This window comes from Paenibacillus sp. NRS-1782 (assembly GCF_050467685.1).
Classification (GTDB): domain Bacteria; phylum Bacillota; class Bacilli; order Paenibacillales; family Paenibacillaceae; genus Paenibacillus; species Paenibacillus terrae_A.
Map to the genome: position 1 here is coordinate 97,464 of NZ_JBITPH010000009.1, position 17,630 is coordinate 115,093.

At 45.6% G+C, this 17,630-nt stretch carries 15 protein-coding genes; 12 read left to right on the top strand and 3 right to left on the bottom strand.

Annotated features, from left to right (window positions below; all coding sequences use genetic code 11):
- The 3 genes from ACIFQM_RS02675 (at position 1) to ACIFQM_RS02685 (ending at position 2,662) form a co-directional block, all read left to right on the top strand.
- Positions 1-768, top strand: a complete 768-nt coding sequence (locus ACIFQM_RS02675) for a thiazole synthase (RefSeq protein ID WP_430043833.1) — start codon at positions 1-3, stop codon at positions 766-768.
- Positions 765-1,823, top strand: coding sequence for a ThiF family adenylyltransferase (locus ACIFQM_RS02680; protein ID WP_430043808.1), 1,059 nt, complete (start codon positions 765-767; stop codon positions 1,821-1,823). The genes ACIFQM_RS02675 and ACIFQM_RS02680 overlap by 4 nt, the downstream gene beginning before the upstream one ends.
- Before the next feature lie 143 nt (positions 1,824-1,966).
- Positions 1,967-2,662, top strand: coding sequence for a response regulator transcription factor (locus ACIFQM_RS02685; protein ID WP_430043810.1), 696 nt, complete (start codon positions 1,967-1,969; stop codon positions 2,660-2,662).
- Positions 2,663-2,732: 70 nt separating this feature from the next.
- Here ACIFQM_RS02685 and ACIFQM_RS02690 read toward each other — a convergent pair whose 3' ends face one another.
- Both ACIFQM_RS02690 and ACIFQM_RS02695 read right to left on the bottom strand, forming a co-directional pair.
- Positions 2,733-3,233, bottom strand: coding sequence for a C40 family peptidase (locus ACIFQM_RS02690; protein WP_430043812.1), 501 nt, complete (start codon positions 3,231-3,233; stop codon positions 2,733-2,735).
- A gap of 280 nt (positions 3,234-3,513) precedes the next feature.
- A complete protein-coding gene (locus ACIFQM_RS02695; RefSeq protein ID WP_430043814.1) occupies positions 3,514-4,155 on the bottom strand; it encodes a thiamine diphosphokinase in 642 nt (213 codons plus the stop codon).
- A 149-nt stretch (positions 4,156-4,304) separates the two neighbouring features.
- On the opposite strand from ACIFQM_RS02695, the gene ACIFQM_RS02700 reads away from it, so the two are divergent.
- A complete protein-coding gene (locus tag ACIFQM_RS02700) occupies positions 4,305-4,769 on the top strand; it encodes a low molecular weight protein-tyrosine-phosphatase (protein ID WP_430043815.1) in 465 nt (154 codons plus the stop codon).
- Positions 4,770-4,925: 156 nt separating this feature from the next.
- Here the strand turns inward: ACIFQM_RS02700 and ACIFQM_RS02705 are convergent, their stop codons facing one another.
- The gene (locus ACIFQM_RS02705; protein ID WP_430043817.1) at positions 4,926-5,660 is read right to left on the bottom strand and encodes an alpha/beta hydrolase; all 735 of its coding nucleotides are present in this window, start codon (positions 5,658-5,660) and stop codon (positions 4,926-4,928) included.
- 255 nt (positions 5,661-5,915) lie between these two features.
- Here ACIFQM_RS02705 and pdhA point away from each other — a divergent pair, with 255 nt between their 5' ends.
- The 8 genes from pdhA to ACIFQM_RS02745 all read left to right on the top strand — a co-directional run bounded on the left by pdhA (position 5,916) and on the right by ACIFQM_RS02745 (position 17,546).
- Complete coding sequence (pdhA, locus tag ACIFQM_RS02710) at positions 5,916-6,983, top strand: pyruvate dehydrogenase (acetyl-transferring) E1 component subunit alpha (RefSeq protein WP_430043819.1); 1,068 nt, start codon at positions 5,916-5,918, stop codon at positions 6,981-6,983.
- A gap of 110 nt (positions 6,984-7,093) precedes the next feature.
- Complete coding sequence (locus tag ACIFQM_RS02715; RefSeq protein ID WP_430043820.1) at positions 7,094-8,074, top strand: alpha-ketoacid dehydrogenase subunit beta; 981 nt, start codon at positions 7,094-7,096, stop codon at positions 8,072-8,074.
- A 34-nt stretch (positions 8,075-8,108) separates the two neighbouring features.
- Complete coding sequence (locus ACIFQM_RS02720; RefSeq protein ID WP_430043823.1) at positions 8,109-9,713, top strand: 2-oxo acid dehydrogenase subunit E2; 1,605 nt, start codon at positions 8,109-8,111, stop codon at positions 9,711-9,713.
- A gap of 3 nt (positions 9,714-9,716) precedes the next feature.
- Complete coding sequence (lpdA, locus tag ACIFQM_RS02725) at positions 9,717-11,138, top strand: dihydrolipoyl dehydrogenase (RefSeq protein WP_430043825.1); 1,422 nt, start codon at positions 9,717-9,719, stop codon at positions 11,136-11,138.
- A 328-nt stretch (positions 11,139-11,466) separates the two neighbouring features.
- Entirely contained in the window at positions 11,467-12,261 is a 795-nt protein-coding gene (gene thyA, locus ACIFQM_RS02730) for a thymidylate synthase (protein ID WP_430041100.1), read from the top strand.
- 19 nt (positions 12,262-12,280) lie between these two features.
- Positions 12,281-12,769, top strand: a complete 489-nt coding sequence (locus tag ACIFQM_RS02735) for a dihydrofolate reductase (protein ID WP_430041102.1) — start codon at positions 12,281-12,283, stop codon at positions 12,767-12,769.
- Between the two features lie 239 nt (positions 12,770-13,008).
- Positions 13,009-14,496 carry a glutamate synthase subunit beta gene (locus tag ACIFQM_RS02740; protein WP_430041103.1) on the top strand — a complete coding sequence of 496 codons (1,488 nt, stop codon included), beginning with the start codon at positions 13,009-13,011 and terminating at the stop codon, positions 14,494-14,496.
- Between the two features lie 662 nt (positions 14,497-15,158).
- Positions 15,159-17,546, top strand: a complete 2,388-nt coding sequence (locus tag ACIFQM_RS02745; RefSeq protein ID WP_430041104.1) for a DNA topoisomerase 3 — start codon at positions 15,159-15,161, stop codon at positions 17,544-17,546.
- Positions 17,547-17,630 lie beyond the last annotated feature (84 nt).

The window sequence follows — 17,630 nt, forward strand, 5'->3', positions numbered from 1 at the left end:
ATGTTAACGATTGGTAAAGCATCTTTTACGTCAAGGCTGTTATTGGGTACAGGAAAATTCGTCGATCTGGATATTCAATCCAAAGCTGTGGAAGCTGCGGAGACCGAAATATTAACATTTGCCGTGCGAAGATTAAATCTGGAGGAACGGGATAAGCAACATTTTCTAGATACACTGGATTTGAGTCGTTATGCACTGCTTCCCAATACGGCAGGAGCGACAACGGCGGACGAGGCAGTGCGCATCGCTAAGCTGGCGAGAGCCTCAGGTCTATGCGACATGATTAAGGTGGAGGTCATTGGGGATAGCAAGACATTGCTGCCTGATCCTTTTGAAACACTCAAGGCTAGTGAAAAGCTGCTGGAGGAAGGTTTTATCGTGCTGCCCTACATATCAGATGATGTGATTCTGGCCAAAAGGCTGCAAAAGCTTGGCGTACATGCTGTTATGCCTGGAGCTTCACCTATTGGTACAGGACGCGGCCTGCTAAACCCGTTTTCATTAGAGCTAATAATTGAGCAAGCGGAGGTTCCGGTTATCGTCGATGCCGGCATTCGCTCGCCTGGCGATGCGGCAATGGCGATGCAACTGGGGGCAGATGCCGTACTTTTGAATACAGCTGTATCAGGAGCTCAGGACCCTGTGAAAATGGCTGAGGCGATGAAGCTGGCTGTTTGCGCGGGCAGATATGGTTTTGAAGCGGGCATGATTTCTGTACAGCGTTATGCCTCGGCAAGCAGCCCGACAGAAGGCTTGGTTCAGGCATGAAGGCGACTGAAAAAACGGGTGTGCAAGTACAACCCAATGATCGTTATTCCAGACAAGAAAGATTCGCCCCTTTCGGGCCGGAAGGACAACGCCGGCTGGGTTCGTCCCACGTACTGATCATTGGTGCTGGAGCGCTGGGGACCGGGATTGCGGAAACGCTCGTTCGCGGAGGCGTAGGCACAGTGACCATCGCAGACCGGGATTATGTGGAATGGAGTAACTTGCAGCGCCAGCAGCTTTTTCAGGAGAGTGACGCCGCAGAGAGGTGCCCCAAAGCAGTAGCTGCCCAGCGAAGACTACAGGAAATCAATTCGGAAACGATCATACACGCACAAGTTCTGGATGTCGGGGTAGAGGAATTGGAGGAGCTGATTCAGGGAGTAGACCTCATTATGGATGCCACCGACAACTTTGATACCCGGTTACTTATGAACGATGTGGCACAAAAGCATCGCATTCCCTGGATTTATGGGGGATGTGTTGGCAGCTATGGTGTAACCTATACCATTTTACCAGGGAAAACGCCTTGTCTTCATTGTCTGCTTGGAACTGTACCGCTTGGCGGAGAAACCTGTGATACCGTGGGGATCATTCCACAGGCGGTGCAGATGGTCACGGCCAACCAGACCACGGAAGCCTTCAAGCTACTTGGTGGATACCGTGTTGATCTCAGGGGCAAGCTGCTTTCGTTTGATTTGTGGAAAAATGAGCATGTAGCGATAACAGTGGATAGCGTCAAAAAAACGGATTGTCCTTCTTGCGGTAGCCACCCGACGTATCCGTATTTGTCGGCAGCCCATCGCCAGAAAATAGATGTGCTGTGCGGCCGGGATACCGTTCAAATTAGACCAGCAGAACCGAGACAGGTGAATCTTAAAGAAACAGCAGACAGGCTGGCTTCTTTGGAAGAGGGAACAGTGGAGCAAAATCCGTTTCTGGTTTCTTTTAGTGTTGAGACGCACCGTTTGGTTATTTTTGCAGATGGGAGAGCATTAATACACGGAACAAAAGACGTCACAGAAGCAAGGAAAATCTATCATCGTTATTTAGGCTAAACCATAAAAGCAGGAAGTCTTCCTTTGTGGAATGATTTCACTGCTTTTTTGTTACAATATAATAAATAGGTTCGAATCGTTTGTATCAAATACGTCTGTATCCATATTGCAGTCCTATGTCCAAACACAGGTGGGTGAGAAGAATGAACCCGTTAATTTTACTCGTGGATGGGAATGAAGCATCTGCTACTACGTATACACGTCAGTTGGAGGAGGAAAGCTATCGGGTGGTTAACGCCCGCAATATAGCAGAGGGAAAGTATTATTTAGACGAGAATTCTGTGAATTTGCTGCTTCTGAATATGGATACTGAGCAGCCTGATACACAAGGCTTGATCCGTACCATGCAACAAAATGATCCCACTGTTCCAATATTCGTAATGACCTCATCAGATGATGAGAACCATATTGTTTCCTGTTTTGAGCAGGGAGCACACGATGTGATTGTCCAACCCTTTTCCCCTAGAGTATTTCAAGCCAGAGTGGCTAATTTATTGTGGATTTTTGGTGCTGCACGTGATGTGAAAAGGCCGATACAGGCGGGTGATTTACATATTGATAGTGGAAGCAGACTGGTAAGCAGAGGCGGGCAGAAGCTGGAATTAACTCCAAAGGAATTTGATCTTTTGCTTCATCTGGCTATACATCTTAATCAGGTTTGCAGCAGGCAGCAAATTTTGAAGGATGTTTGGAAGCATGATTATATTGTAGATACGAACGTAGTGGACGTGTATATCAGGCATTTGAGAGTCAAGGTAGACAAAGGGCAAAGATTCAAAATGATTCGCACGCAACGAGGTATAGGCTATTCACTCAGGACACCCCCGGAAGCAGAGTAGTATAGTATTGGAAAATATAAAAAAGCCGAGATCCTGTGTCCCGGCTTAAATACGTTAAATCAAATGAATACTACAGCACGCGGCGTGCTTTGATGTATGTTCTTTTCCAGTTACCGGAATTCAAATCGGAGATGGTAACGCCCGGACTACCGTATGTGTGTAAAATTTTACCTCCGCCTGCATAGACCGCTACATGTGTAATGTTGCGACCCGTGGCGCGACTACCGCTCGAAAAGAACACAAGATCACCCTTTTTCAAATTGGACTTGGATACGGCATGTCCAACATTCGATTGTGCAACAGAGGTACGTGGCAAGTCGATGCCGTATTTCTGAAATATATGTTTCGTAAAGGAAGAGCAATCAAAATTGCGTGTAGTGCTTGTGGAAGCTCCGAATTTGTAGGGAGTTCCCATATAGTTTTCACCGTAGTTAATTATTTTTTGACCTACAGAAGTAGTAGCTGTGGCAGCTTGAGCCGTATTTGTTCCCTCTAACGCAAACGTTCCAAAGCCGATAGTGGCTGTCATTCCTGTGATAATTGCCTTTTTTATGATTTTATGCATGTTCATGTTGTAAGTACCTCCAGAAATTGATTTGTACAATATTTTGCTGAGTTGCTAACTAACTTACAGCGTTGAGTATAACAGCTTTAAAACCGCCTAATAGTTGGAAAAGCACGCTCAAATGCTTGAGGGACAAGGCTTACACGCCAATTATTAAAAAACGATTAAAAATTACAATTTGTAAAAAATATCGAATCTCAAAAATCGGAATACATGATAAAACTCTTGATTAGCAAGGGATTCAAGCAGAAAAAGTTCTTTCGAAAAGATTACAATAATGTCATATTTAATCTTTGCTTTGGATCACAAGCAGCAGTCCGCTTTCAATGGAAATCGTTCCTTTTGGAGCGATCAGCTTGTTACTGACACCGCGTGATTGCCCCATTTTAAGTGTGGCATTGTGCAGTGGATACATAAATCCATCCAGCTCTATACCGGTTACTTCGGCAGTCATAGGAACTAGTGATGTATATGTATAGCCCATAGGCTCAATCTCCAGCGTTGATCCAGTGAGTTCAATATAGTTATGGGCGTCCATAATGGCACAGCCTATATGATGTTGCATTGCACGTACCAATATTTGAATATTAGCCAGCGTATGATCCATCCTTGTACCCGTAACGCCAAGCATAAGCACATGCTCTGCCTGCTCATCCATGGCAATTTCCAGAGCAAGCTCTGTATCTGTCAGATCCTTGAGTACCGGATCGCACGAAAGCATACGTTTACTTGCAGATTCAACCCGTAACTTTTCCTCAGGTGTTACTGAATCAAAGTCTCCTACAGATACGTGTGGCGTAATGCCGTGTTCGATCAGGAATAGGGCACCTTTATCTGCACCAATAATGAAATCCCCGGGTTGTATTTGTTGTAGATCTTCCTCGCCAAGACGACCGCCGGAAAATACAATGGCGCGCTTCTTCGTCATATCCAACATCCTTTCTTCTGCCATACGTCTACATAGCTCATCAGCTTTTAAGTATAACGCCTTAAATATGGCTTGCACAATTTTGGAGGGCATAGCTACAATGGAACAGAAAAAAGGAATTGTAGCGTGTAATTAGGAAGGAGAGCGAAATGATTAACGTTTTGTTTGTGTGTTTGGGTAATATTTGCCGTTCCCCTATGGGGGAGGCGGTACTGAGACATAAAGCGCAGGAACGGGGACTAGGTGCGAAAATCCGGGTAGACTCGGCAGGAACAGGAGACTGGCATATCGGAAATCCACCGCATGAGGGAACGCTAAAGCAGCTCAAGCTGCACGGAATTAGTGAACAAGGTATACAGGCGCGACAGATGAAAGGCCATGATTTTGAAGCGTTTGATTATATTGTGTGTATGGATGATTCCAATGAGCGAAACATACGCAAACTCGCGGGCGGAGCGGAGGCTGACATTTTAAAATTTATGGACCTGCTGCCACAAGAAAAGCTGAGAGAGGTGCCGGACCCGTATTTTACCGGAAATTTTAAAGAAACATACCGATTAATGGACGCGGGCTGCAATGCCTTGCTGGACAAAATCATAGAAGAAAAGCTATAATGTGAACGACAGAAGACGGCAAAAAATGCCGTTTTTCGTTACATTTTTGAAAGCGTATCCAACATGCGGAGAAGAAAGAGGAAAGAGCATAACGACCTAATCTGGTCAACAAATGCTCAATCCCTGGTCATCTCTGTAGCTTTGGAAAAGCTTCACTCAGGAGCGATCTAAAAAATACATTAGCGCGTCAGGTAGCTCATTTTGCCAAAAGCCCCATAAATGCTTGCCATCCTTTTCTCGATAGGAAACATCGGCGTTCCGTACGAGCAGCAAATTTGCGCATTGGCGGTTAAGCTCTACAAAATTGTAAATGCCGGTGTCGCTCTCAAACGCATCTTCTTGAAGACCAACCGTCATCCACACCCGCAGATGGGACAGATCACGCTCACGAGCGATAATTTCTTGTGAAGCTTCATAGTAAGCACCGGACAGGCTGATAATACGATTGAACAGTTGGGGATACAGCAAGGCCAAATGCAGAGACACACTGCCTCCTAGTGAATCTCCAGCCAGAATCCGGGACGATGCATCTCTTCTTATAGGATACTTCTGTTCCACATAGGGAATAATCTCTTCTGCAAAACAGGCAGTGTACGCTTCAAAGCGATTGCCAAAGGGAGCATACTCCTGAGTTCTGATTTTCGTGTTGACTTCCACGCCGACGATGATGAAAGGCTCAACGCCTTCGTCCAGAATGAGACGGTTTGCCTGTGTTGCTATACGGCCAAAATTGAAAAATTCCTCTCCGTCCTGACAGTAAACGACCGGGTAGCTCAAAATTTCATTATAGCCGGGAGGTAAATAAATACGGAGTGTTCTGGGTTCGCCAAGAAAGCGGCTGTTTATTTCGTCTTTTAGGATGGTTCGTTTCAAGTACCGGGAATCCGTCATTATTTGTCACCTTTCTGGGGTATAATTTTGCATTCGGGATCACAATAAGTTAAGATTACCCTGATTGCAATAGATGTTTAAAATTTCAATCATGTACTAAGCTGTTATAGTAAAAAATGTTTCCTGTTACACACACAAAAATGTGGTGGACTCAAAAAAAATAACTAAATCTTTGACGCAAGCAATATAACAGGTGTATAATAATCCTATAACAGCGGAACTTGATATTCAAATTTTTTTGTTGAGGTGAAGAAAATGAGCAAGGTTCCTTATGAAGTGTACACAGAGGAAGTTGAGGCTCTGTCCGTGCTTTCTCCGGATGGTGAAATTATCAATAAAGATATGTTGCCTAAACTTACAGATGATCAATTGAAAGAAATTATGTATCGAATGGTATTTACACGTACTTGGGATGACCGTGCCGTTAACTTAGGGCGTCAAGGACGTCTCGGCTTCTACGCTCCGGTATCCGGACAAGAAGCAACAATGATTGGTAGTGAATATGCACTCCAAAAAGAAGACTTTATTGCACCAGGCTACCGCGATATTCCGCAAATCGTTTGGCATGGCCTGCCATTATATCAAGCATTCCTGTATTCCCGTGGTCATCAACACGGCGGCCAAGTGCCGGACGGTGTTAATGTATTGATGCCGCAAATCATCATCGGCGCGCAGATTTTGCACGCTATGGGCATTGCAATGGGATACAAACTGAAAAAACAAAAACATGTCGCCATTACATATACAGGTGACGGCGGTTCTTCCGAAGGTGACTTCTACGAAGGCCTGAACTATGCCGGTGTTTACAAGCTGCCAGTTATTTTCTTTGTGCAAAACAATGGCTACGCAATCACAACTCCATTTGCGAAGCAAACGGCTGCTCTTTCGATCGCTCACAAAGCGATTGCTGCCGGTATCAAAGGCGTGAAAATCGACGGAATGGACGTACTCGCAGTTATCAAGGCTGTTCAAGAAGCTGCTGAACGCGGACGTAACGGCGAAGGCGCAACATTGATCGAAGCTGTAACTTACCGTTTCCGTCCACATTCCCTGTCTGACGATGCAAGTAAGTATCGTTCGAAAGAAGAAGAGGGCGAATGGAATGCGAAAGATCCGATTGCCCGTTTTGCGAAATACCTTGAGAAAAAAGGTCTTTGGACTGAAGAAGATACAGCTCGCGTAAAAGAAGAAGCTAAAGCGAAAGTGAACGAAGAGATCAAAAAAGCCGAGAAAACAGAAAAAATGACTATTTCCGGTCTGATCGACAGCATGTTCGAATCTACGCCTAAGCATCTGGAAGAACAAAAAGCTGATTTTAAATAATTGAGCTTGAAATAAATCAGAGAGACCGGGCGGCATCCCGATCCGGTCTGTCTTTTAATTGGATCTGAACTGAAACTGATCTGTCAATGTTTAAGGAGGAAATGAAGCAAATGGCACAAATGAACATGAAAGAAGCGATTCGTGACGCACTGCGCGTAGAGTTGAAACGCGACCCTAACGTCCTGCTTTTCGGTGAAGATGTAGGTCATGTAGGCGGTGTATTCCGCGCAACAGAAGGTCTGCAAAAAGAGTTTGGCGAAGAACGTGTATTTGATACTCCGTTGGCGGAATCCGCAATCGGGGGTCTTGCTGTGGGTCTGGGTATCCAAGGTTTCCGCCCTGTAGCTGAAATCCAGTTCGTAGGCTTTATCTTTGAAGCACTCGACCAAATGGCAATTCAAGCATCCCGTATGCGCTACCGTTCCGGTGGACGCTACAATTCTCCAATCGTATTCCGTACGCCTTTTGGCGGCGGGGTTAAAGCTGCTGAGCTGCATACAGATTCCCTGGAAGGACTTCTGGCTCAAACACCAGGTATCAAGGTTGTTGTCCCTTCCAATCCTTACGATGCAAAAGGTCTGATGATCGCCGCTATTCGCGATAACGATCCAGTATTTTTCATGGAGCATTTGAACTTGTACCATGCATTCCGCGCTGAAGTTCCTGAGGATGATTACACAGTTGAACTGGGTAAAGCGAACGTAGTTCGTGAAGGTTCCGATGTTACAATCATCACTTATGGTTTGATGGTACACACTTCTGTCAAAGCTGCTGATGAACTGGAAAAAACAAAAGGTATTAAAGTCGAAATTATTGACCTGCGTACCGTTAGCCCAATTGACATTGATACAATCGTGGCTTCCATTCAAAAAACAAATCGTGCCATCGTTGTTCAAGAAGCACAAAAGAGCTCTGGCGTAGCTGCTGAAGTGATTGCACAAATTAACGAAAAAGCAATTCTGCATCTGGAAGCGCCCGTTTTGCGTGTGGCAGGTCCGGATACCATTTATCCTTTTGCTCAAATTGAAGATACTTGGTTGCCAACGCCAACACGTATCATTGATGCGGTTAATAAAGTACTGGAATTTTAATTAAAGCACACCGTAAATTTGGGAGGTTTTAAACGTGGCTAAATTTGAATATAAATTTCCGGAGCTGGGTGAAGGTCTTCACGAAGGCGAAATCATCAAGATGCACATCAAGCCCGGCGACAAAGTAACAGATGAAGATATCATCATGGAAGTACAAAATGACAAGGCTGTAGTTGAAGTTCCATGTCCGGTCAATGGTACGGTTCAAGAAGTATTTGCCAAAGACGGAGACATCTTTAACATAGGTCAAGTCGTAGCTGTAATCGATGCAGAAGGTGAACTTCCTGAACAGGAAGAAGCACCAGCTGCTAGCTCTGAGCCAAGTGCTGCTGCACAAGGCGGAGCTGCAGGTACAGCTAGATTTGAATATAAATTCCCAGAGCTGGGCGAAGGTCTTCACGAAGGCGAAATCATCAAGATGCACATCAAGCCCGGCGATAAAGTAACAGATGAAGATATCATCATGGAAGTACAAAACGACAAGGCTGTAGTTGAAGTTCCATGTCCAGTCAATGGTACGATTCAAGAAGTATTTGCCAAAGACGGAGATATCTTTAACGTAGGTCAAGTTGTGGCAGTAATTGCTGCAGAGGGTGAGCTTCCTGAACAAGAAGAAGCACCGGCTGCCGCTAAACAAGAACAGGATGCTGCACAAGGCGGAGCTAACACAAAACCAGTTGCAACTCCTGCTGCAACTAATAAAGACGTGCTGGCTACTCCTAGTGTACGCAAATTTGCACGTGAGCAAGGTGTAAACATCGCTCAAGTGAGTGGATCTGGGAAAAATGGTAAAATCACTAAAGAAGATGTAGAAGCTTTCAAAAATGGTGGAGGCCAAGCGGCTGCACCAGCAGCGAAAGAAACTGCAAAAGCACAAGAGCCAGCTAAAAAAGAAGCGAAAGCTGCAGCGCCATCCGCGCCAGCAGCAGATCTGCGTGCTGAGGAAGATCGCGTACCATTTAAAGGTATCCGCAAAGCGATTTCCAACGCTATGGTTAAATCGGCTTACACAGCTCCACACGTTACGATTATGGACGAAGTGGACGTAACCGAGCTGGTTGCTTTCCGTACTCGTATGAAACCAATCGCTGAGAAGAAAGGCACAAAAGTAACATACCTGCCATTCATCGTAAAAGCATTGGTTGCAGCTTCCCGTCAATTCCCGGCTCTGAATGCCTCGATCGACGAAGAAGCAAATGAAATCGTCTACAAAAAATACTACAACATCGGTATTGCTACAGATACAGACAACGGTCTAATCGTTCCTGTAATTAAAGATGCTGACCGTAAGAGCATCTGGATGATTGCTGATTCCATTCGTGATCTGGCTGTACGCGGTCGTGATGGTAAACTGGCTGCCAATGAGATGAGAGGAAGCACAATTTCTATCTCTAACATCGGCTCTGCAGGCGGTATGTTCTTTACTCCAATCATCAACTTCCCTGAAGTTGCGATCTTGGGAACTGGCCGTATCAGTGAAAAAGCAGTCGTGAAAAACGGTGAAATTGTTGCCGCTCCTGTAATGGCTCTTTCTTTGAGCTTTGACCACCGTATTATTGACGGTGCAACTGCTCAAAACTTCATGAACTATATTAAACAGCTGCTCGCTAACCCTGAGTTGCTTGTTATGGAGGTGTAATCAATGGTAGTAGGAGACGCTTCTCTGGATATTGACACATTGGTTATCGGTGCGGGTCCTGGCGGCTATGTAGCTGCTATCCGTGCTGCACAATTGGGACAAAGCGTATTGATCGTTGACCAATCGGAGCTGGGCGGTGTCTGTCTGAACCGTGGATGTATTCCTTCCAAAGCTTTGATCTCTGCAGCTCATCAATACGAAGCTGCCCAACACGGCGAGTCTTTCGGTATTACTGCTGAGAACGTAAAAGTTGACTTTGCTAAAACACAAGAATTCAAAAACAGTGTTGTTAAGAAAATGACTGGCGGCGTAAGCGGTCTGCTCAAAGGCAACAAGGTTGAAGTTTTCAATGGTGAGTGTATGTTCATCAACGAAAACGAAGCGCGTGTATTCAACGAACATGAATCACCACGCTACCGTTTTAAAAATGCGATTATCGCAACTGGTTCCCGTCCAATCGAATTGAAACCATTTCCGTTTGGCGGACGTATTCTGTCTTCTACAGAAGCGTTGAACTTGCCTGAAATTCCGAAAAGCCTGATCGTAATCGGCGGTGGATACATTGGTGCAGAGCTTGGACAAATGTACTCCAAATTCGGTTCCAAAGTAACAATCATTGAAGGTATGGATACTGTTCTTCCTGGCTTCGACAAGGATATGACTTCAATCGTTGCGAAGAGCATGAAGAAAACCGGTATTGAAATCTTTACTGGTGCTAAAGCGGAAAGTGCAGAACAAACAGATAATGACGTAACGGTGAAATTCTCCGTTAACGGCGAAAGCAAAGAAGTAACTGCTGATTACCTGCTTGTGACCGTTGGACGTCGTCCAAACACGGACGGTGAACTGGGTCTGGATATGATCGGTGTAGAACTGGATGAGCGCGGACTGGTGAAAGTTGACCACCAAGGACGCACTAGCATTCCTCATATTTTTGCAATCGGCGATATCGTTGCTGGTCTTGCTCTGGCTCACAAAGCTTCTTACGAAGGTAAAGTGGCTGCTGAAGCGATCGCAGGCGAACCGTCTGTAGTAGACTACAAATGTATTCCAGCTGTTGTTTTCACAGATCCAGAATGCTCCAGCGTAGGCTACACTGAGACACAAGCCAAAGAAAAAGGCCACAATGTCAAAGTTGGCAAGTTCTCTTATGGAGCAAACGGTCGTGCCGTTTCCCTGAACGCTACTGAAGGCTTTGTTAAAATCGTAGCTGACGCAGACACAGGTCTGGTACTGGGTACGCAAATCGTAGGTCTGGAAGCTTCCAACCTTATTGCTGAGCTGGGTCTGGCGATTGAAATGGGTGCTACACTCGAAGATATCTCCTTGACTATTCATGCTCACCCTACATTGGGCGAAATCGTTATGGAAGCAGCGGAAGTCGTGCTGGGTCATCCGATCCATGCATTGGCACCACGTCGCTAATCCCAATTCATTATCTCGTTTTTGATTTTCATACATGGAAAGAGAGGCAAGGAGCGCTATATCTGCGTTCTTTGCCTCTTTTTTTCATATTTTAGGATTTTCAGGACGACGATGAAAATTCACACAGTGGATAGTCAATAATGCGTAGTCCATGATAAACTAAATATAGATATGGGTGCAGAATAGCAGGTCTTTTCCAGATTAGAATTTGACGCTGCGGGCTTTGGAATACTGGATGCTGTTCGTTAACGTGAAACGGTTTTACGTTCAGTTACGTCCAGATTTTATGAATACTGGTGTTTATTCATGCTTAAAGGAGAGAAATAAAGTGCGCAATTACTTGGAACTGCTGGAGGATATATTGGAGAATGGAGTAAAAAAAGAGGACCGTACAGGGACGGGAACACTTTCTGTTTTTGGAAGACAGCTCCGCTTTGATCTGGCCAAGGGTTTTCCCTTGATGACAACGAAAAGAGTACATTTAAAATCCGTTATCCATGAGTTGCTGTGGTTCTTGCGGGGAGATACCAACATTTCTTATCTCAAGGAGAACGGGGTTACCATTTGGGACGAATGGGCAGATGAGCAGGGGAATCTGGGCCCTGTATATGGATCGCAATGGCGTGCGTGGGAAACAACAGACGGACAACATATCGATCAGATTGCAAATGTCATTGAAGCGATTAAAAACAACCCGGATTCCCGACGACATATCGTCAGCGCCTGGAATGTGGCTGAAATCGATTCTATGAAGCTCCCGCCATGCCATTTTGTATTTCAGTTTTATGTGGCCAGAGGGAAGCTTTCCTGCATGCTGACCATGCGTTCAGTCGATACCTTCCTTGGCCTTCCTTTCAATATCGCCAGTTATGCATTGCTAACGCATATGGTTGCACAGCAGTGTGGTTTGGAGCCGGGCGAATTCATTTGGTCAGGCGGCGATGTGCATATTTATTCAAATCATATGCAACAAGTGCATACGCAGCTGGAGCGTGATCCTTATCCGTTGCCTCAGCTCAAAATCCTTCGTAAACCGGATTCGATATTTGATTATACGTACGAGGACTTTACTTTTGAGAACTATGAATATCATCCGGGTATCAAGGCGCCAGTCGCTATCTGATTTGGGGGAGCTGTGAGTTATGAGCATTTCGATGATCTGGGCTATGGCACAAAACGACGTCATTGGCCGGGATAACAGCCTTCCTTGGCGCCTGCCGAGAGATATGGCATTTTTCAAGGAGCAGACGGTCGGAAAAACCGTACTTATGGGGCGTAAAACATGGGAATCCTTTGGCGGAAAAAGCCTGCCTAAGCGGCGTAACGTTATTTTGACCCGTGATCAGAGCTATCTGGCGGAGGGCGCAGAAGTGATCCATTATATGGAAGAAGGTCTCCGATTGGCGGCTCAGGAAGAACTGATGATCATCGGCGGTGCAGAGATTTATTCACTGTTCTGGACACATGCTGATCGGCTAATCGTCACCAGGATTGATGAGAATTTCGAGGGAGATACGACTTTTCCTGAGCTGGATTGGAACGGCTGGAATGTAGTCAGTGAGACTCCCGGTGTCAAGGATGAAAGAAACCCGTATGACTACCGTTTTGTCGTTTACGAGAGGACGAAGTAAGATTGGGATACATTTGACCTCACTCATTTGAAAAATTAATGAACCATATAAAAAATCCTTTTGGCTGTTGATGCAGAAAGTTGCATAAGTTTTCATTACTTTTGCGCTGTATTGTGATACAATAAATCAAATTCAACGAGAATAGATCCTTTCATGATACAAACAGACAAATTCGAATTTTAGCTCAAATTCTGAATGGATGAACGGGGTTCATAAGCGAAGAGATGGGGGAACGTAACATGTCTACACCAACTGGATTTATGGAATACACACGACAGCTTCCTACAGATCGGGATCCGGCAGAGCGTATTAAAGATTGGGAAGAATTCCATAAGCATATGTCCGAAGAAGAGCTGCGTACCCAAGGGGCACGTTGTATGGACTGCGGAACTCCTTATTGTCATACGGGAATGGACATTATGGGAGCGACTTTGGGCTGCCCGGTTCATAATCTTATTCCAGAATGGAACAATCTCGTATATCGCGGTTTGTGGAAGGAAGCACTGGATCGGCTACACAAAACAAATAATTTCCCGGAATTTACTGGGCGTGTCTGTCCTGCACCTTGTGAAGGTTCCTGTACGGTCGGCCTGATCGGGCAATCTGTTACAATCAAGACGATTGAGGAAGCTATTATCGAAAAAGGCTTTGAGGAAGGCTGGGTTGTCCCTAATCCGCCGGAGAAGCGTACAGGCAGACGAGTGGCTATTGTCGGCTCGGGTCCGGCAGGACTGGCTGCTGCTGCGCAGCTTAACAAAGCAGGACACAGCGTAACTGTGTATGAGCGTGCGGATCGTGTTGGCGGGCTGCTGATGTATGGCATCCCTTCCATGAAGCTGGACAAAAAGGTTGTTCAGCGTCGTGTGGATTTACTGGAGGCGGAGGGCATTCAGTTCATTACGAATACAGAGATTGGAAAGGATATTCCTACCGATCAGCTGAATGCTGAGTATGATGCGGTTGTACTGTGTGGTGGCTCCACAAAGCCGAGAGAATTCAACATTGAAGGTAGCGATTTGAATGGCGTTCATTATGCGATGGATTATTTGAACGGTACCATCAAGAGCTACCTGGATTCCAACCTGGAAGATGGCAACTATTTGTCCTCTCAAGGTAAGGATGTTATTGTAATCGGTGGTGGTGATACAGGTTCGGATTGTGTAGCTACTTCTTTACGTCATGGCTGTCGAAGCGTCACTCAATTTGGCACACATGCCAAAGCTCCTTTGGAACGTGACCCAATTGCCAATCCTTGGCCACAATTTCCAAACGTGTACTCTCTCGATTATGCACAGCAGGAAGCGAAGGCGATATTCGGGGAAGATCCGCGTGAGTTCTCCATCATGACAACGAAGTTTGTAGGTGATGAGAACGGTAATTTGAAAGAGCTGCACACGATTCAAATTCAGCGTATTGTCGATGAAACGGGGTGTAAAATCTATCAGCCGGTTCCGGGTACGGAGCGCGTATTCCCGGCACAGATTGCTCTCATTGCGATTGGATTCGACGGTCCTGAGCAAACGATTGTGGAGCAAATGGGTTTGGAAACGGATCGTCGTTCCAACGTGAAAGCACGTTACGGGAAATATGTTACGAATGTAGATAAGGTTTTTGCTGCTGGTGATATGCGTCGCGGGCAAAGCCTTGTCGTGTGGGCCATTAATGAAGGTCGGGAAGCCGCACGTGAGGTCGATAAATACCTGATGGGCGCTACCGTTTTGGTGTAAATATAATTTATATATTAGTTATCCAGTCAAAGCTCCATCCTCGGATGGGGCTTTGTTGCGTTTAAAGGACTAGCGTGCTCAGGTTAGTAAAATGCGAATGGATACCATTGAATTACGAGATTTTTCTAAAACATTATTTGTTATCATTGTATGTAAAGGGATGTGAATTTAATGTCATATAATATGACTTTATTAAAATTTCTAGATCTGTTTTATACAGCGATCATAACATAAAAACAGGAGTGAAGTATAGCTTTTTTATTGAAAAATGAAATTATTTTGCGGTAATAATCAAAAATTTGTTTTATGTGTTATATATAATAACATAAATATAACTCTTGTGGTTATGTGGGGAGTGATTTTAGATGAAAATTCATTTAAATCATCTTCCTGTATAGCTCTTTTACATAGACCTTATGGATAATGACAGTAACTATTAGCGTTACAAGGCTTCGTAAATCATCACCTGAGAGAATGTTGGTATCTATGGTATAATACACGTATATTGTTGGAGCGCTAGACCAAATGAATGGACAAAGGAGCTTTCGCCGGGAGAAGGCTCCTTTTGCGTGAGGCCCTGCCTGTATTTCATTTACCTTTCGTTTATTACGTGTGAGTCAAGGAAGGGAAGCAGAAGGCCGTCAGGAAGGAATGGAATATGAATGAAGACGTTAATTATTGCTGAAAAACCGGATATGGGACGCACTATTGCGGCTGTTATGGAGCCGAGGGCCAAAAATAACCGTACCTATTTGGAGGGGGAGAAATACATTGTAACTTGGGCGATCGGCCATTTGTTGGGTCTCGCTGAGCCGGATGCATACGATGCCAAGTACAAACGATGGAATATTAAAGATCTTCCGATTATCCCTGAGCAGTTTAAAATTGTACCGAATCCGAAAACAAAAGATCAGCTGAAAATAATTGGTGAGTTGGCCAAACGCTGTAATGCAGTCGTGAATGCTTGTGATGCGGGGCGAGAGGGGCAATATATTTTTGCCTTGATTCAACAGCAGTTAAAGCTTCGTCAGCCGGTCAAGCGACTTTGGATCTCAGATTTAACGGCGGAGAGTATTGCAGTAGGCTTTGAACGTTTGCGAGATGCATCGGAGTTTGAATTTCTAACTCAGGCTGCGCGGGCACGAAGTGAAGCAGACTGGTTAATCGGTATGAATGCTTCCAGAGCCTTTACAACACGGCATAACGCGTTACTGTCGGTCGGACGGGTGCAGACTCCTGTACTGGCATTGATTCATGACCGGGAAAAGGAAATTGAAGCGTTTCAGTCTCAAACCTTTTATGACGTGTGGGCAGAGTTTAAGCAAGATCAGACCAAGTATAAAGGTGCGTGGCAAGGAGATCGGCTGACCAAGCCGGAAGAAGCTGAGGCGATAGCAGCGGCAGTTCGCGGAAAAACAGGTGAAATCACAAAATATGATACGAAGCAGACGAAGGAATATCCTTTCAAGCTGTACGATTTGACACTGCTTCAACGTGAGGCGAATGCCAAGTATAGTTATTCAGCCAAAAAAACACTGGATGTAGCACAAGCGCTCTATGAGCGGCATAAGGTCATTTCCTATCCGCGTACTAATTCCAACTATGTAACGGATCAAAATATAGACGGTATGCACAAGGCGCTTCGTATGCTGGGCACAGGTCCTTATGCTGATCTGGTACAGCAAGCGAACCCCAATTTGGTCCATAAACAGAATAAAGCTGTCTGCAATCCAGCCCGTGTTGAGGATCACCATGCTATATTGCCTACGCTGAAAAGACCGGGAACGCTCAGTAAGGAGGAACAAAATGTATATGACCTGATCATCCGCAGGTTTTTGTCACATTTCTTCCCGCCTGCCGAATATAAAATGCATACTGTGATAACCCAAGTGGACAAGCATCTGTTCAAAACAAGTATTAAGGAGCTTCTGTCCTTGGGTTGGAAAGTAGTTCTGAGCAAGGCTGATCAGGATAAAGGAAAAAAGAACAAAGCACCGAAGAAAGAGGAAGAAGAGGAAACAGATGAATGGACGGACAAAAAGTTTGAGATTGATGCAGGCCGTCTGGTGGATTGTATTCGCGCCGAGATGAAAGAGAAGGCGACACAGCCGCCTAAAAGCTACACAGAGGGCACATTGCTAAAAGCAATGGAGAGCGCAGGCAAGCAGATGGAGAACGAGGAATTACGTGAGGTCATGAAGGATGCTGGATTAGGTACGCCTGCGACACGTGCTGCCACCATTGAACGTTTGAAGAAGGTCGGCTACATTGAAATGAAAGGCAAAAAGATTCTCATTACGGATAAGGGGAAAATGGCAATTGACCTGATCCGCAACGCGGGGGTCGACCTGCTAGCTTCGCCGGAGATGACAGGACATTGGGAACGCCGTCTGCATCAAATTTCCAAGGGAGAAGCTGCCCAGGAAAAGTTTATGGATAACGTTAAAAAGTTTACGTTATCCATTATTGACAAGGTGAGGCAGCAACCACCGGCTCCAGCAAACGCTTTTGGCGAGGAAGCGAGGGGCAAACGCTCAGGTAGTAAGGGAGCCACCCGTAGTGGAGACGCAAGCGGAAGCATCACCACCCAAGGGGCAGCACGCGCTCCGTCACGGCGTACCAACAACTCGGTCGGAATATCGTCACTGGAGCAAGTGCCATCGGGCGCAGGAGGGCGTACTGCTTCTGCATCGGGTTCAGCTGGGAGTAGTTCAAGCGCCGGGGCAGCGCGAGCTTCGTCCGCCGAGCCGTTGGGCACTTCGCCGGGCCAAAGGCAGGCTTTAGGCAGCTGCCCGCGGTCGAATTGTGGCGGGAGCATTATCGAAGGCCGCAAGGGGTATGGGTGCAGCCACTACAAGCAGGGCTGCGGCTTTGTCGTCTGGAAGGAATATGCTGGCAAGCAGATTACGGAAACGATGCTCAAGTCTCTGTTGACGAAGGGGCAGACACAGCTGCTATCTTTTAAACGTAAAGATGGATCGAACGTCAAAGCAAGAATTGTTCTGAATGAACCAGGTACAGGGCAACTTAGCGTTCGTGAGGAAAACTGAACCAGGTACAGAGTATGTTTTTCGACAGATTGAAAAAGAAAGCTTTTTTGGCTGTCATCAGATGATTACTGAATTCATCAGGAG